This window comes from Nocardioides sambongensis (genome assembly GCF_006494815.1).
Taxonomy (GTDB): Bacteria; Actinomycetota; Actinomycetes; order Propionibacteriales; family Nocardioidaceae; genus Nocardioides; species Nocardioides sambongensis.
This window is the reverse complement of sequence record NZ_CP041091.1, coordinates 3400518-3416041: the sequence shown is the minus strand read 5'-3', so window position 1 is coordinate 3416041 and position 15524 is coordinate 3400518. Positions and strand designations below refer to the sequence as shown.

The following is a 15524-nucleotide window of genomic DNA, read 5'->3' as shown; positions in this document are numbered from 1 at the left end:
TCAGGACACCCCCTGGAGCCGGACCCGCGGATCGAGCCAGGCGTGGATCAGGTCGGTGGTCAGCTGGGTGAGCACGAACACCACCACCGAGAGCAGCAGCAGCACCTGGACGACGGGGTAGTCCCGCGCTGCGATGCCCTGCTCGATCAGCCGGCCGAGGCCGGGCCAGGCGAAGACCGCCTCGACCAGGATGGCGCCGCCGAGCAGCGTGCCGAACTGGAGACCGAGGATGGTGACGCTGGACGGGAGCGCGTTGCGCAGCGCCTGGGTGAGCACGATCCGCCGGCGGGAGATGCCCAGCGCCCGCGCCGTGGTGACGTAGGGCTGCCGCAGCTGGCTGTGCAGCGACTCGGTGAGGAACCGGGTCAGGGCAGCCCAGGCGGGCAGGGCCAGCGCGATCGCCGGCAGCAGCAGGTACTGCACGGTGATGTCGGGCCGTGCGATGAACCCGTCCGGCGGGGTACCCCCGGCCGGCAGCATCGGGTTCTGCACGGCGAAGAGCAGCACCAGGACCAGCGCGGTGGCGAAGGTCGGCACCGCGACCGCCATCGTGTTCGAGGCGGCGAGCAGGTTGTTCAACCAGGGCTTGTCGAGCACCACGGTCAGCGTGCTGGCGACGAGCGCTCCCACCGCCGCGATCAGCAGGGCGGTGAGGGTGAGCACGATCGTGTTCAGCGCCCCGGCGACGACCAGGTCGGCCACCGACCCGCCCAGCTGGTACGACGGTCCGAGGTCGAAGGTGACCAGGTCGCCGAGCCACCGGACGTACTGCGTGAAGAACGGCTGGTCCAGCCCGAGCTCGGCACGGATCGCGGCCCGCGAGTCCGGGGTGGAGTCGGGCCCGGCGAGGATCTCCACGGGGTCGCCGGGCACCACGCGCAGCAGGGCGAAGATCCCGATCGAGGCGATCAGCAGCACCAGCAGGGCCGAGGAGACGCGGGTGATCAGATAGCGGGTCATCGGCTCACTCCGCGAGGTAGGCGTCGGAGAGGTCGAACTCGTTGCGTTTGCTCAGCTCGAGCCCGCCGACCTGGGACGAGGTCACCGACTGCGAGTAGATCAGCGCGATCTCGAGCAGGAAGGAGCCGTCCAGCAGCTGCTGGTTGAGCGCCGCGTAGTCCTCCTCGGTGACCTCGTCGGGCTTCTTCTCCCAGGCGGTCTCCGCCGCCTTCTGGTAGTCGGGGTCCAGGTAGCCCGAGGTGTTCTTGTCGGCGTTGAACGGATAGGCCGACACGGTCAGGGTCGAGGGGTTGAACTGGGCGTAGGAGTGCTGCAGCAGCCAGAGGCCCTCGAACTCGCCGCCGATCAGCCGCTTGATCGCCTCGGCCTGCTCGACGGGCTGGAGCTCGACGGTGATCCCGATCTCGGCGAGGTCGGACTGCACGATCTGGGCGACGGCGTCGTAGTCGGGACTCCCCGACGGATAGGTCAGCGGGAGTGTGGGCACCTCGCCGCCCTCGGCGCTCACCTCCTCGACCAGGGCCGCGGCCTTCTGCAGGTCGTAGGAGTACGTCGCGTCCGCGTCGGCGTCGTAGGCCGGGGAGTACTCCGGCCAGGGCAGCGTGATGGCACGACCGGACCCGCGCAGCACCTCCTCCACGATCCGGTCGCGGTCCAACGCGTATGCGACCGCCTGCCGCACCCGGACGTCGCGGAGCGCCTTGTTCTCGACGTTGGCCCCGATGTACAGCTGGGCCTCGGCGCCCTTCCACTCCTGGACCGAGAACCGGTCGTCCTCGCTGAGGGACTCGATGTCGCGCTTGGAGGCGCTGCTGGTCATGTCCAGCTGGCCGGAGCGCAGCTGGGCGACCTGGGCCTGCGGGTCGGGGATGACCTTGATGTCGACGCCGTCCAGCAGCGGCGCGCCGTCCCAGTAGTCCTCGTTGGCGACCAGGGTGAGCTGGGACCCGGGCTGCCAGGACTCGAACGCGAACGGGCCGGTGCCGATCCAGGTCTTGCCGGAGCGGACGTCGTCCAGGCTCTCGGCGTCGATGATCGGCATCATGTCGAGCAGGTCGAGGACGTTGCTCATCGGATGGTCGAACGTCAGCGTGATCGCGTGTTCGTCACTGGTGTCGAAGCCGGTCACGCCGGCCGCGGTGCGCTGCAGCTGCACGGTCCACAGCGGGTCGGCCCACGTCTTGATGGAGGCCTCCACGTCCTTGCTGGTGAACGCACGTCCGGAGTGGAAGGTGACGTCGTCGCGCAGCTGCAGGGTCAGCTCGGTGCCGTCGGGGTTGAACTCCCAGGACGTGGCCAGCCGCGGCTCCGGCTCCAGGCTGTCGAGCGGATAGTCGATCAGCGTGTCGTAGACCGCGCCGACCAGGAGGTCGCCGGTGTCGCTGGAGTTGGTGAAGGTGTTGGCGGGGACCACGTCGGCGGTGGTGCCGACCCGGAGCGTTCCGCCCTGCTGGGGCTCGGCGGAGGCCTTGCTCAGCTCGTCGACGGCCGAGGAGCAGCCGCTCACCAGGACGAGGGCGAGCGCCGCCGCGGCGAGCGCGGCGAGCCGGGAGTGCGGGCGGGATCGGGGGTGGGGAGACACAGGTCTGCCTTTCGAGAGGGGTGCGAGGGGGTGCGAGGTGTCGCGGGTCGGAGCTGGAGCGGGTCAGGCGCTGGCCGACGTCGGCGTCGGGCGCGCCTCGGGACGGCTGACCAGCGCGAACGGGTCGTCGTAGATCGGGCGCAGGGCGACGGTGCAGGAGGAGACCGCCTGGATGCCGGCGCCGAACCGGGTGAAGGAGACCGGTACGTCGGGCAGCGCACCCTGGTCGTAGGCGTCGAGCACGTCGGCGAGGACCGCCGGTTCGCCGGTGAAGCCCTGCCCGACCAGGACCACGCGGTCGGGGGCGATCGCGTCGCGCACGTGGGCGGCCACCGCCCCCAGCGCCCTGGCCCGCTCGGCGAGCAGCGGGCGGACGGCCGGGCCGGCGGCGTACAGGGCTGCGGCGTCGTCCTCGCGGACCAGGCCGGCGGCGCGGGCCCGGGAGAGCACCGCCTCGTTGCCGGCACTCACCTCGAGGCACCCGGTGCGTCCGCACCGGCAGGGCACCGAGGAGCCGGTCGGGAAGTGGGCCAGCGAGCCGACCCGGGAGACCTCGACCCCGGTGCCGGTGTCGACGGCCGAGGCGAAGCCGATCGTGTCGCGGGCGTAGACGTAGAGGGTGACGCCGGTGGTGCCCTGCCGGCGGTGGAAGTACTCGGTCGCGGCGACCGCGGCGATGTGGTCGCCGCCGCGCACGTCGAGGCCGGTCAGCTCGGCGAGCTCGGTCTCGATCGCCGCTTCGTCGAGCCCGAGGTCGCGCCAGGGCGCCACCACGCCGAGCGCGAGCGGGGCGCGTCCCGCGTCGGCGGCGAGCAGGTCGGCGGCGGCGCGGGCGAGGGCGGCGAGGTCGGGTGCCTCGCCGGCGCAGCGGCGCAGCGTGCGGTGGGTGATCACGTGTCCGGCCAGGTCGCCGAGGGCGACGGTGGCGATCCGACGTCCGATGTGCAGGCCGAGTACCGCGAAGTGGTCGGTGTCGATCTCCACCGGGATCCCGGGGCGGCCGATCGCTCCGGTGTGGGCGCGGTCCGGGCGCTCACGGAGCAGCCTGGCCTCGACCAGGGGGCCGACCGTGCGGCCGATGGTGGCCACGCTCAGCCCGGTGCCGCCGGCGATCTCCTCGCGGGAGGCGCAGCCGGCGGCGTGGACCTGCTCGAGGACCTGGCCGGCGGTCGAGGCGAACCGGCCGCGGGTGACGGTGATCGTGGGCGTTCGATGACGCACTGAGGTACCTCCGGAGGAGCGGGCAGGTGCGGGTCGCACCGCTGGTCGTGTCAAAGTCGACTAGATGACTCGACAAACTGTAGAACACGCCCAGGGAGGCATTTCAAACCGACACCCCGGCCGGCTCCGCCTTCGGTGCACGACGCGCAGAACCGTTGTCCCGGCCCCGGCTCTTTGCGGACCGTGGTGGGCCACAACAGCTTCCCGAGAGGATGACCATGACCATTCAGATCGACCGCCAGAGCACCGCTTCCGAGACCGGCCGGCCCGGCGGCATCACCGTCACCAAGCTCGGCTCCCGGATCGGAGCCCGGATCGAGGGGGTGCGCCTCTCCGGCGATCTCGACGCCGACACGGTGGCCCGGATCCGTGCCGCGATCCTCGAGCACAAGGTGGTCTTCTTCGGCGGCCAGCACCATCTCGACGACGAGCAGCAGATCGGCTTCGGCGAGCTGCTCGGGCCCCTCACCACCGCCCACCCGACCGTGAACACGGGCTCGGCCCGGGTGCTCGCGCTCAAGGCCACCAAGGGGATGGCGGCCAACTCCTGGCACACCGACGTCACCTTCGTCGACCGGGTGCCCGCCTTCTCGATCCTGCGCGGCGTGACCATCCCGGCCTACGGCGGCAGCACCAACTGGGCCAACACGGTGACCGCCTACGAGACGCTCCCGCCGGCGCTCAAGGCCCTGGTCGACGAGCTGTGGGCGGTGCACTCCAACGACTACGACTACGCGAACTCGTTCGACACCGAGGACCAGTCGAACCCGCAGTACACCCGGGCCGAGTTCACCCGCGAGATCTACCGGACCGAGCACCCCGTGGTCCGGGTGCACCCCGAGACCGGGGAGCGCGCGCTGGTGCTCGGCCACTTCGTGCAGAAGTTCCAGGGCCTCAACTCCAAGGAGTCCGCGACCCTCTACAACCTGCTCCAGGACCGGGTGACCAAGCTGGAGAACACCATCCGCTGGAACTGGACGGCCGGCGACGTCGCGATCTGGGACAACCGCGCGACGCAGCACTACGCGGTGGCCGACTTCGACACCCAGACGCGTGAGGTGCGGCGGATCACCGTCGCCGGCGACGTACCGGTCGGCATCGACGGGCGCTCCAGCAGGGTGATCGAGGGCGACGCGGGCGTCTACAACCGGCTGGACGAGCTGATCCGCTGACGCTCGGGCTGGTGTTCAAGCACCGCGCCCCATTCGAATTGGCTCGGATCTCGGCGCAAAGTCGACCAATTCGAATGGGGCGCGCAGCCACCCGCCACCCGCGGGCCTAGGCTCCGGGCATGGCGAGGAGGAAGCGCAAGCAGGGGGCGGCCGGGACCGGTCTGGTGGCGGGCACGCCGGCCGCGGACGCGGCGATCGCGAAGCTGCAGGAACTGGTCCGGATCCCGACGGTCTCCGACCGCGACCCGACCCGGATGGACCTGGCCGCGTTCGACGAGTTCGTGGACACGCTGCTCGAGCAGTTCCCCCTGCTCCACGAGCATCTCCCGGCGACCCGGATCGACACCCACGGGCTGCTGTTCCACTGGCGCGGCCGCGGCGAGGACGCCCCGGTGGTGCTGATGGCCCACCTGGACGTGGTGCCGATCGGCGACGAGAGCCGGTGGAGCCACCCGCCCTTCGGCGCCGAGGTCCACGACCACCCCGGCCTCGGTCCGGCGGTGCACGGCCGCGGCACCCTCGACGACAAGGGATCGCTGGTGGCGATCTGCGAGGCCGTCGAAGCGCTGCTCGCCGCCGGCTTCGTGCCCGCCCAGGACGTCTGGCTCTCCTTCGGCTGCAACGAGGAGGTCTCCGGTACGGCGGCGACGCTCGCCGTGGAGGAGCTGACCAGGCGCGGGGTGAGGCCCTGGTTCGTCCTCGACGAGGGTGGCGCGATCGCCGGCGAGGCGTTCCCCGGTGTGTCCGCGCCGATCGGCGTCGTCGGGGTCACCGAGAAGGGGGTCACCTCGCTCGAGCTGACCGCGGAAGGGCGCGGCGGCCACGCCTCCACCCCCGCCCGCAACGGCCCGACCGCGCGGATCGCTCGGGCGATCACCCGGCTGGACTCCACGCCGATGCCGGGCCGCCTGCCCGACGCCACCCTCGAGCTCTTCGCCCGGATGGCCCCGCACATGGCCGGGCCGTTGCGACCGCTGATCCGCAAGGTGGTCGACGCCGCGGACACCTCGCCCCGGCTGCGGCCGCTGATCATCCGGGCCCTGGTCGCCGCCGGTCCGGAGGCGGCCGCGCTGACCCGGACCACCTTCGCGGTCACCACGCTCTCCGGCTCGCCCGCGCTCAACGTGATCGCCGCCAGCGCCCGGGCCGGGGTCAACATCCGGGTGATGGTCGGTGACACCGTGGCGGACGCCGTCGCCCACGTGCGACGGGTGATCGACGACGACTCGATCCGGATCGACATCGTGGAGTCGAACGAGCCGAGCCCGCTGTCGCCGTACAGCTCGGTGGCGCAGCAGCGCCAGGACCCGGCGTTCTCGCTGCTGGAGCGCACGATCATCGACTGCTTCCCCGAGGCGGTGCCCTCGCCGTACGTGATGATGGCGGCCACCGACAGCCGGTTCTTCACCGCCATCAGCGAGCGGGTCTACCGGTTCACCCCGTTCCGGATGAGCAAGGCGCAGCGCGAGGCGATCCACTCCTACGACGAGATGATCGGCGTGCAGGACTACCTGGACGGGATCGAGTGGTACCGCCGACTGATCAGCGGGCTGCCCGCCCACGGCGAGAGCGCCGGAGCCGCCCGATGAGCACCCCCGCCGGGATCTCCCCGGCCCGGGGACTCGCCGCCATCGTCGGCTTCCTGGTCTGCGTCGAGCTCGCCAGCGGCATCCTGCAGGGCTACTACACGCCGATCTTCTCCGACATCGCCGACCACCTCTCGATCAACGACGCCGACGTCAACTGGTTCGAGGCCGCCCAGCTGATCGTCTCCGCGCTGGTGGTGCCTCCGCTGGCCCGCCTCGGCGACCTGGTCGGGCACAAGTCGGTGCTGCTCTGGTCGACCGCGGTCACCGCCGCCGGCTCCTGGGTGATGGCCTTCGCGCCCAGCTTCACCACGTTCCTGATCGGCTCGGCCCTCCAGGGCGCGTACGTCGTCTGGCTGCCGCTCGAGGTCGCCATCGTCTACCGCCGCACCGCCGGGGACCCGCGCCAGCACCTGCTGACCCGCCGGGCCGCGGCCGTACTGGTCGGCGCCCTCGAGCTCGCCGTGATCGTCGGCGCGCTCACCTCCGGCGCGCTGGTCGGGGCCACGTCGATGACCACCCTGCTGGCACTGCCGGCGATCGCGGTCACCGCCTGCTTCGTGGTCATCTGGTTCGGCATCGAGTCCGTCCCCGGGACCTCCGGTGGGCGTCGCCCCGGCGCCGCCGACCTGGACCTGCGCGGGCTGGGCCTGCTGATCTCCTCCCTCGGCCTGGTCATGGCCGGCCTGATCGTGATCCGGCTGGAGGGGCCGGGCAGCCCGATCCCCTGGTTGCTGCTGGTCGCCGGCGTGGCGGTGATGGTCGCCTTCGTCCGGGCCGAGCTGGTCACCACCGAGCCGATCGTGGACGTCCGGCTGCTCGCCACCGGCGGGCAGTGGCAGGTGCAGCTGTGCGCCTTCCTCTTCGGGATGTCGGTGCTCGGCGCCCAGATCCCGCTGTCCACCTTCGCCCGGACCGACCCCGAGACCGTCGGCTACGGGCTGGGTGCGAGCGCGGGCTTCGTCTCCACCCTGGTCGGCATGTACGTCATCTTCATGGCGATCGGTGCGTTCACCCTCCCGCTCACCTCCCGCCTGCTCGGTGAACGCGGGGCGCTGGTCACCTCGGCCCTGCTGGTGGCGCTCGGCTACGGACTGTGGCTGCCGCTGCACGACACCACGGCGCAGGCGTTGGTGAACATGGCGGTGGTGGGCCTCGGCTCCGGCGCGCTGGTGGCGGCGCTGCCTGCGGTCGCCGCCGCTGCCGCCCCACCCGAGCGCACCGGCTTCGCGACCGGGATGACGAACGCGACCAAGACCGTGGGCGGCGCCATCGCGTCGGCCGTCTTCGCGATCGCACTCTCCGCGACCGGCTCGCTGGAGGCGGCCGAGGAGGGCCACGCCCCGCTCTCCGGCTACCTCACCGTGTGGGGCCTCTGCGCGGCCAGCGCCTTCGTCGCCGCACTGGCCCTGGCGATGCTGCCCCGGGTCCGGGTGCCCGACGTGGGGGAGACGACCGCGACGATGGCCGCCGACGTGGACCGCTGATCGGCCGAGAGGTCGGTGGGGGACTGCCGAGGGGTCGGGCGGGGACTGCCGAGGGGTCGGGCGGGGACTGCCGAGAGGTCGGGCGGGGACTGCCCAGGGGTCAGGCCCGAACCGGTCGGCGCTCGCTGGCGGCTGGCGTAGCGTCGTACCCATGACACCAGCAGACCTCCTGACCGATGCGCTGGGGCGAGTCCGCGAGGACGTCGACGGCGTCCTCGACAACCTCGACGACGCCACACTGCACGCGAGCCCCGGCAACGGCGCCAACACGATCGGCTGGCTGATCTGGCACCTGTCCCGGGTCCAGGACGACCACATCGCGGGCGTGGCCGGCACCGAGCAGGTCTACACGGCAGAGGGCTTCGCGGAGCGCTTCGCGCTCGATCTCGACGTCGCCGACCACGGCTATGGACACACTCCCGAGCAGGCGGCTGCGGTGTCCGGCTTCGGCGCCGACCTCCTCGCGGAGTACCACCGAGCGACGTACGCCCGATCGGCGGAGTACCTCGCCGGAGTGTCGGCAGACGACCTCGAGCGGGTGGTGGACACCAACTGGGACCCGCCGGTCACCCTCGGGGTGCGGTTGGTGAGCGTCTGCAACGACTGCGCCCAGCACGTCGGCCAGGCCGCCTACCTCCGCGGGCTGTTCGGCAGCTGGGCGCCGCCGTCGGGATGAGCGACGGGACCTGACCCCTCGCGTGTCCGCGCGCGACCTCGCCCGTCTCCGCCCGACCCCTCGCGGGTCCCCGCGCGACCTCTCGCGTGTCCGCCACCGACCCCTCGGCGGTCCTCAGGTGACCTCTGGGCGGGTGATCCGGTAGCGCACGAAGGACGGTACGGCGAGCGCGGCGACGACCGTCCCGACCACCACCAGCACCCCTCCGCCGGCGGCCGCGGCGGCGGTGCCGACGACGGCGGCCGCGGCACCGTGGGCGACGTCGGCGATCCGGGGGCCGCCGGCGACCACCACGATGAAGATGCCCTGCAGCCGTCCGCGCACCGCGTCGTTGGCGGCGGACTGCAGGATGCTCATCCGGAACGCGGCGGAGGCCATGTCCGCGGCACCGCCGAGGACCAGCATTGCGATGGCGACGACCAGCCAGCCGTGGGCGGCGCCTCCTTGCGCGGTGGCGGCGCCGACAGCGAGACCGAAGCCGATCATCGCCACGCCCCAGACCACGATGCACCAGATCACGGCCAGCCCCTGCCGGGAGATCCGCGAGACCCAGCCGGACAGCACGCCACCGAGCACCGCGCCGGCGGGGATGCCGGCGAAGAGCAGGGCGAAGACCAGGCCACCCTCCTCGGGCCCGGCGAAGCTCTCGTGCGCGATCTGCGGGAACAGCGCCCGCGGCATCCCGAACAGCATCGCGATGATGTCCACGACGAACGACATCATCAGCACCGGCTGGGTGCGCAGGTAGGCCAGTCCCTCCACCACCGACCGCAGCCCCGGCGGACCTCCCACCACGCCGTGCACCGGCAGGGCCGGGAGCCGGACCACCGCGCTCAGGGTGGCCAGCAGGCAGATCGAGTCGATCAGGTAGAGCCAGGCGAAGCCGGTGAACGGGATCAGTACGCCGGCGACCAGCGGCCCGGCGATGGCGCCGGCCTGCATCACCGTCATGTTGAGCGAGTTCGCGGCAGGCAGCAGCCGGTCGGGCAGCAGCCGCGGCAGCACCGCCGAACGGGTCGGCTGGTTGACCGCGAAGAACGCCTGCTGCACCGAGAACAGGCAGAGCAGCAGCCACACGTCGGTGGAGCCCAGCGCCGCCTGCAGCCAGAACAGCACGCTGGTCGCGATCAGCCCGGTGGTGGTGATCACCAGCAGCGTGCGGCGGTCGAAGTGGTCGGCGAGCGCGCCGCCCCACAGGCCGAAGACGACCAGCGGGACCAGGCCGAACACCCCGGTGAGTCCGACGTACGCCGAAGAGCCGGTGTCGGCGTAGATCTGGGCCGGGACCGCGACGACCGTCAGCTGGGCGCCGACCACGGTGATGATGTTGGCGAGCCAGAGTCGCCGGAAGTGCGGGTTGGCCAGGGGGCGGGTGTCGGCCAGCAGCCCGCGCAGATCCACCCACAGATCCTAGGTGCGAACCGACGCTGGGCCCGCACGCGGAGGGGGCGGATGGACCGTGATCCGGCCCACCCGCCCCGCCCGGCCTCGTCCCTGCCGGGGTACGCGACCCGGGTCAGCGCACGCTGACCTGCTGGGCTCGCAGCTTCTGGCCGGCCTGGGTGACGCTGACCTGATAGGTGCCCTTCTTCGTCGGGGTGCGCAGCGTGAACAGGTCGTCCTTCACCGTGGCGGTGGAGCGGGCGACGATCTTGCGGCCCGACTTCCACAGCACGTTCACCTTGCCGGCGTCGGCGATGTTGGCGGTGCGCACCCAGTAGCCGGTTCGTGCGGCGACCTTGCCGGGCAGCGGGCGCACCACGGCGGCGGGGTCGGGCGCCGGGTCCTCGCCGTTGAGGACGGAGACCAGGTCGACCACGTCGGGCACCTGCGCCGGGTCCACCGAGCGGTCGGCGTCGAGCACCCCGACCGTCACGTAGCCCTCGCCCAGCAGCTTGGTGTCGGTGCCGTCGGCGTGCGGCTCGCTGCCGAGGCCCGGGGTGATGTTGTAGAGCGTCGGGTCATCGCCCCCGGCCGGGGCGAACTTGATGGAGGCCAGCGAGGCCTGCGAGTTCATCGCGTAGCGGAGCCCGAGCGGCTCGGTGCGCGACCCGCTCAGCTGCGGGTAGTTGACGTTGAGGAACTGACCGCGCGGCAGCAGCGGCAGCCCGGCGTCGATCATCTGGACGAGCAGGTCGGCGGTCTCGTCGTAGGCGCCGCCGGCGTCGTTGCCCCACGGGGCGGCCGTGGAGATCGCGACCGCCGGTACGTCGTACGCGCCGCTGGCGACGGTGGCGGCGCCGACGGTGCCGGAGTAGTTGGTGTCGAAGCCGGTGTTCTGGCCGACGTTGGTGCCGGAGACGACGAGGTCGGGTGCCTCGCCGGAGAAGAACTCGTCCATCCCGAAGTGGACCGTGCCGGCCGGCGTGGTGCTGACCCCCAGAGGTCGGGTTCGTGCGCGACGGCGTTGACCTGTCCGCCGAACTGCACCTGCGCGCTGACGCCGCTGTTGTTCTTCGTGGGGGCGACCGTGACCACGTGGTGCCCGGCCTCGGTCAGTGCCGCGCGGACGGCGGTGATGCCGAGCGCGTCCCAGCCGTCGTCGTTGGTGAGCAGGATGTCCAGCCCCTCGGTGGGCAGGGTCTCACCGGCGGCCGCAGCCGGCGCGCTCACCGGGGCGGTCGGTCGCTCGGCCGGGCCGGGTGCGGCCTGGGCGGTGGTGCCGGCGGGGAAGGCGAGGGCGGAGGCGGCCAGGGCGCCGGCGGCGGCCGGCAGGGCGAGGCGGATGACCTTCATAGGGGTCCCTTCGGTTCTCGGGCGGGCTTCTGACACGTGTCAAGAAGTCGTCCGGACCGTAGTGACCCCCGTCACATCGCCATTGCTGCGATCCCACTCACCGGGATCGGCGCGGACGTTCGCCTCCGTGACGTGCTGGGCGTCCGCAGGGTCCGCCGGCGCGCCGGGTCTGCGCAGCACGCGTCGACGCCGCGGAAGGGGCGTCCGACGAAGAAGGTCGAAGGGATGTGTCGTGGCGCGATGGTCTCCTTCGTGGTGAGGATGAGAGGCGGTCACCGGAGCCGCCACCGACGAGGAGGAACCAGATGACGCAGTACCTGCTGTCCGTGCACGGCAACGAGGAGCAGTACGCCGCGATCCCCGAGGAGGTGATGCAGCGGATGTTCACCGACGTGGAGCGGTTCAACGAGCAGTTGCAGGCCGACGGGGTGTGGGTCTTCGCCGGTGGCCTCGAGGGGGCCGAGACCGCGACGGTCGTCGACAGCGCCGGCGGGTCGCCGGTCTTCACCGACGGGCCCTACCTGGAGTCCAAGGAGCACATCGGCGGCTTCTGGATCATCGACGTGCCCGACCTCGACGCCGCCCTCCGCTACGCCGCAGCGGGGTCCGGTGCGTGCCAGGGCAAGGTCGAGGTGCGGCCCTTCCAGGCCGAGCCGCCGGCCGAGGCCTGAGCCGACGAGGTGCCTGACGACGCGTCGGGACCCACCCGGTCCGGCACGGGTTCCGCCACCGGTTCCGCAGAGGTGGAGCGGGTCTTCCGCGCCGAGTACGGCCGGCTCATCGCATCCCTGGTCCGCCGCTTCGGCGACATCGACGTCGCCGAGGACGCGGCCGCCGAGGCGCTGCTGGTGGCGCTCGAGAAGTGGCCGGACTCCGGCGTACCGCCCAATCCGGGGGGTTGGTTGACCACCACCGCCGGCAACCGAGCGATCGACCGGATCCGGCGGGAGGGCCGTCGCGACGCCAAGCACCGGGCCGCCGCCATGCTGTACGACGACACTCCGCACGAGCCCACCGGCCCGGTCGCCGACGACCGACTGAGGCTCATCTTCACCTGCTGCCACCGGCCCTGGCGCCGGAGGCGCGGATCGCCCTCACGCTGCGGCTGCTCGGTGGGCTCAGCGTCGCCGAGATCGCCCACGCGTTCCTGGTGCCGGAGACCACGATGGCGCAGCGGATCACCCGGGCGAAGCGCAAGATCGCCGCGGCGAAGGTCCCCTACCGGGTGCCGGGGGCCGACGACCTCCCGGCCCGGGTGGACGCCGTGCTCGCGGTGCTGTTCCTGGTCTTCAACGAGGGCTACCTGGCCAGCGGGGAGGGGGAGCCCGTCCGCGCCGAGCTGACCGCGGAGGCGATCCGGCTGGCCCGGGTGCTGCGCGAGCTGCTGCCCGACCCCGAGGCGACCGGGCTGCTCGCGCTGCTGCTCCTCACCGAGGCGCGCCGGGAGGCCCGGGTCCGCGACGGCGTCCTGGTCACCCTGACCGACCAGGATCGGGGCGGCTGGGACCGCGAGCTGATCGACGAGGGGCACGCACTGGTGCGCGAGTGCCTGGCGATCAACCGCCCCGGCCGCTACCAGCTGCTGGCCGCGATCAACGCGGTGCACACCGACGCACCGAGCGCCGCGGCGACCGACTGGTCCCAGGTGGTCGCGCTCTACGACCGGCTGCGCCGGATCGACCCGTCCCCGATCGTCCGCCTGAACCGGGCCGTGGCGGTGGCCGAGCTGGACGGTCCGGCGGTGGCGCTGGCCGAGGTCGAGGAGTTGGGTGACCGGCTCGACGGCTACCACGCGTGGCACGCGGTGCGGGCCGACCTGCTGCGCCGGCTGGGACGCAGCGGGGAGGCCGCGGACGCCTACCGTGCCGCGATCCAGACCGGCGACAACGCCGCGGAACGCGCCTACCTGACGCGCCGGCTCTCCGAGCTGGTCCCCGGCTCCTAGGCTGACCGGGTGACCGACCTGCTCGCGCTGCCCGCTGCCGACCCGACCACCACCGAGGGCTCCGCCGCCTGGGCCGCCTGGGTGGGTGAACGGGCGGCGAGCGAGCTGGCCGCCGCCCGGGCGCTGGTCGAGCAGGTCCGCACCGCCGACCCCGGCGACCCGCGCGCGGTGCTGCGGCTGTGGGACCGCGCCGGCGGTCACCTCGGCAACGCCGCCGCGGTCGGCTCCCTGCTGGGCAACGTGCACCCCGCGCTCGAGGTCCGCGACATCGCCGAGACGGCCGAGCAGGACGCCCAGCGCCTCGCCACCGAGTGGAGCCTCGACCGTGGCCTGTACGACGTCTTCGCGGCCCTCGACGCCGACGCCCTCGCGGGCGATCCGCTCGCGCAGCGGATGCTGGCCAAGGTCCGCAACGACTTCCGCCGCTCCGGAGTGGACCGCGACGAGGAGACCCGGGCCCGGATCTCGGCGATCAGCGAGCGGCTGACCCAGCTGGACCAGGAGTTCTCCAAGGTGGCGCGCGACGACGTGCGCACCGTCCGGGTCGCGCCGGACCGGCTCGCCGGGCTCCCCGAGGACTGGCGCGCGGAGCACCCGGTGGACGAGGACGGCCTGGTCACCGTCACCACCGACTACCCCGACGCGATCCCGGTCCGGATGTTCGCCCGCGACCAGGGGCTGCGCCGCGACATCACCACCGCCTTCCTGGAGCGCGGGTGGCCCACGGCCGAGCCGCTGCTGACCGAGATGTTCGCGCTGCGCCACGAGCTCGCCACCACGGTCGGCTTCGAGGACTGGCCCAGCTATGACGCCGACGTGAAGATGATCGGCACCGGCGCCGCGATCCCGGAGTTCATCGACCGGATCGCCGACGCCGCGGCCGATCCCCTGGAGCGCGACCTCGCCGTCCTGCTGGAGCGCTACCGCCGCGACTTCCCCGACGCGACCGCGATCGAGCCGTTCGACGCCAGCCACTACCAGGAGCTGGTCCGCGCCGAGCAGTACCAGGTCGACTCCCAGCAGGTGCGCACCTACTTCGACTTCACCCGGGTGCGCCAGGGGCTGCTGGAGGTGACCGGACGCCTCTTCGGGCTGCGGTACGAGCCGGTGCAGGTGGCGTCCTGGCACGCCGACGTGGCGTCGTACGACGTGTATGCGGCGCGGGGGGAGCGTGAGGGCGCGCTGCTCGGCCGCATCTACCTGGACCTGCACGCCCGCGATGGGAAGTACAAGCACGCCGCCCAGTTCACCCTGGTCGACGGCGTCGCCGGGCTGCAGGCGCCGGAGGGGGTGCTGGTCTGCAACTTCTCCCGCGGGCTGATGGAGCACGACCACGTGGTCACCCTGTTCCACGAGTTCGGGCACCTGCTGCACCACGTGCTGGCCGGGCACGGCGACTGGTTCCGGTTCGCCGGGGTCGCCACGGAGTGGGACTTCGTGGAGGCGCCGAGCCAGATGCTGGAGGAGTGGGCGTGGGACGCGGAGGTGCTGCAGTCCTTCGCGACGGACGCCTCGTGCGCGCCGATCCCGGCCGAGCTGGTGGCGAAGATGAGGGCGGCCGACGACTACGGCAAGGGGATCTACGCGCGGACCCAGATGTTCTACGCGGCGATGTCGTACTGGTTCCACCGGGACCCGGCCGACACCTCCGCCGGCGCAACGCCGCCGGACCTGACCGAGCGGATGATCGAGTTGCAGGGGCGGTACGCCGCGCTGCCGTACCTCGAGGGCACCCACATGTTCGCCAGCTTCGGCCACCTCGGCGGCTACAGCTCGGGCTACTACACCTACATGTGGTCGCTGGTGATCGCGAAGGACCTGTTCAGCGCGTTCTCCGACGGCGCACTCTTCGATCCCGAGGTGGCCGGCCGCTACCGCGACCGGGTGCTGGCGCGGGGTGGTGAGGCGGACGCCGCCGATCTCGTTGCGGACTTCCTGGGGCGGGAGTACTCGTTCGATGCGTATGGGCGCTGGTTGCGGCGCTGAGGGGGTGCGGGTTTCACCGGTCAGCCGGTGAAACCCGCACGACACGCCGGGCGACACCGGCGTGTCGCGCGGGTTTCGGCTGACAAGTCCCCACTCATTCCCGCTCAACCCCCCGCTCAGCCGCATCACACCGCCGCCGCACACTCCGCCGCGCTCGACCCCGACCCACCACG

At 72.3% G+C, this 15524-nt stretch carries 10 protein-coding genes and 2 pseudogenes; 7 read left to right on the top strand and 5 right to left on the bottom strand.

Translation table 11 applies throughout. The features are described from left to right. The 3 genes from FIV43_RS16015 to FIV43_RS16005 all read right to left on the bottom strand — a co-directional run bounded on the left by FIV43_RS16015 (position 1) and on the right by FIV43_RS16005 (position 3763). A complete protein-coding gene (locus tag FIV43_RS16015) occupies positions 1 to 960 on the bottom strand; it encodes an ABC transporter permease (RefSeq protein ID WP_141014936.1) in 960 nt (319 codons plus the stop codon). Between the two features lie 4 nt (positions 961 to 964). Further along, a complete protein-coding gene (locus tag FIV43_RS16010; protein WP_141014935.1) occupies positions 965 to 2542 on the bottom strand; it encodes an ABC transporter substrate-binding protein in 1578 nt (525 codons plus the stop codon). 63 nt (positions 2543 to 2605) lie between these two features. Then, positions 2606 to 3763 carry an ROK family protein gene (locus tag FIV43_RS16005; protein WP_181407537.1) on the bottom strand — a complete coding sequence of 386 codons (1158 nt, stop codon included), beginning with the start codon at positions 3761 to 3763 and terminating at the stop codon, positions 2606 to 2608. A 218-nt stretch (positions 3764 to 3981) separates the two neighbouring features. Here FIV43_RS16005 and FIV43_RS16000 point away from each other — a divergent pair, with 218 nt between their 5' ends. From FIV43_RS16000 to FIV43_RS15985, 4 genes are all read left to right on the top strand, one after another. Beyond that, on the top strand, positions 3982 to 4935 hold the full coding sequence (locus tag FIV43_RS16000; RefSeq protein ID WP_141014933.1) for a TauD/TfdA dioxygenase family protein: 954 nt from the start codon (positions 3982 to 3984) through the stop codon (positions 4933 to 4935). Between the two features lie 119 nt (positions 4936 to 5054). After that, positions 5055 to 6524 carry a M20/M25/M40 family metallo-hydrolase gene (locus FIV43_RS15995; RefSeq protein WP_141014932.1) on the top strand — a complete coding sequence of 490 codons (1470 nt, stop codon included), beginning with the start codon at positions 5055 to 5057 and terminating at the stop codon, positions 6522 to 6524. Continuing rightward, complete coding sequence (locus tag FIV43_RS15990; RefSeq protein WP_141014931.1) at positions 6521 to 8008, top strand: MFS transporter; 1488 nt, start codon at positions 6521 to 6523, stop codon at positions 8006 to 8008. The genes FIV43_RS15995 and FIV43_RS15990 overlap by 4 nt, the downstream gene beginning before the upstream one ends. A gap of 151 nt (positions 8009 to 8159) precedes the next feature. Continuing rightward, positions 8160 to 8684: a mycothiol transferase gene (locus tag FIV43_RS15985; RefSeq protein WP_141014930.1), complete on the top strand. Its 525-nt coding sequence runs from the start codon at positions 8160 to 8162 to the stop codon at positions 8682 to 8684. Between the two features lie 114 nt (positions 8685 to 8798). On the opposite strand, the gene FIV43_RS15980 is transcribed toward FIV43_RS15985, so the two are convergent. Next, on the bottom strand, positions 8799 to 10085 hold the full coding sequence (locus FIV43_RS15980) for an MFS transporter (RefSeq protein ID WP_196780839.1): 1287 nt from the start codon (positions 10083 to 10085) through the stop codon (positions 8799 to 8801). 115 nt (positions 10086 to 10200) lie between these two features. Beyond that, positions 10201 to 11420: pseudogene (surE, locus tag FIV43_RS22680) on the bottom strand (5'/3'-nucleotidase SurE). Between the two features lie 305 nt (positions 11421 to 11725). Here surE and FIV43_RS15965 point away from each other — a divergent pair. The 3 genes and pseudogenes from FIV43_RS15965 (at position 11726) to FIV43_RS15955 (ending at position 15351) form a co-directional block, all read left to right on the top strand. Further along, complete coding sequence (locus FIV43_RS15965; protein WP_141014927.1) at positions 11726 to 12091, top strand: YciI family protein; 366 nt, start codon at positions 11726 to 11728, stop codon at positions 12089 to 12091. Between the two features lie 72 nt (positions 12092 to 12163). Next, positions 12164 to 13365 (top strand): annotated as a pseudogene (locus FIV43_RS15960) (RNA polymerase sigma factor). Positions 13366 to 13374: 9 nt separating this feature from the next. Beyond that, positions 13375 to 15351, top strand: coding sequence for a M3 family metallopeptidase (locus FIV43_RS15955; RefSeq protein ID WP_231123451.1), 1977 nt, complete (start codon positions 13375 to 13377; stop codon positions 15349 to 15351). The last annotated feature ends 173 nt before the right edge of the window (positions 15352 to 15524 follow it).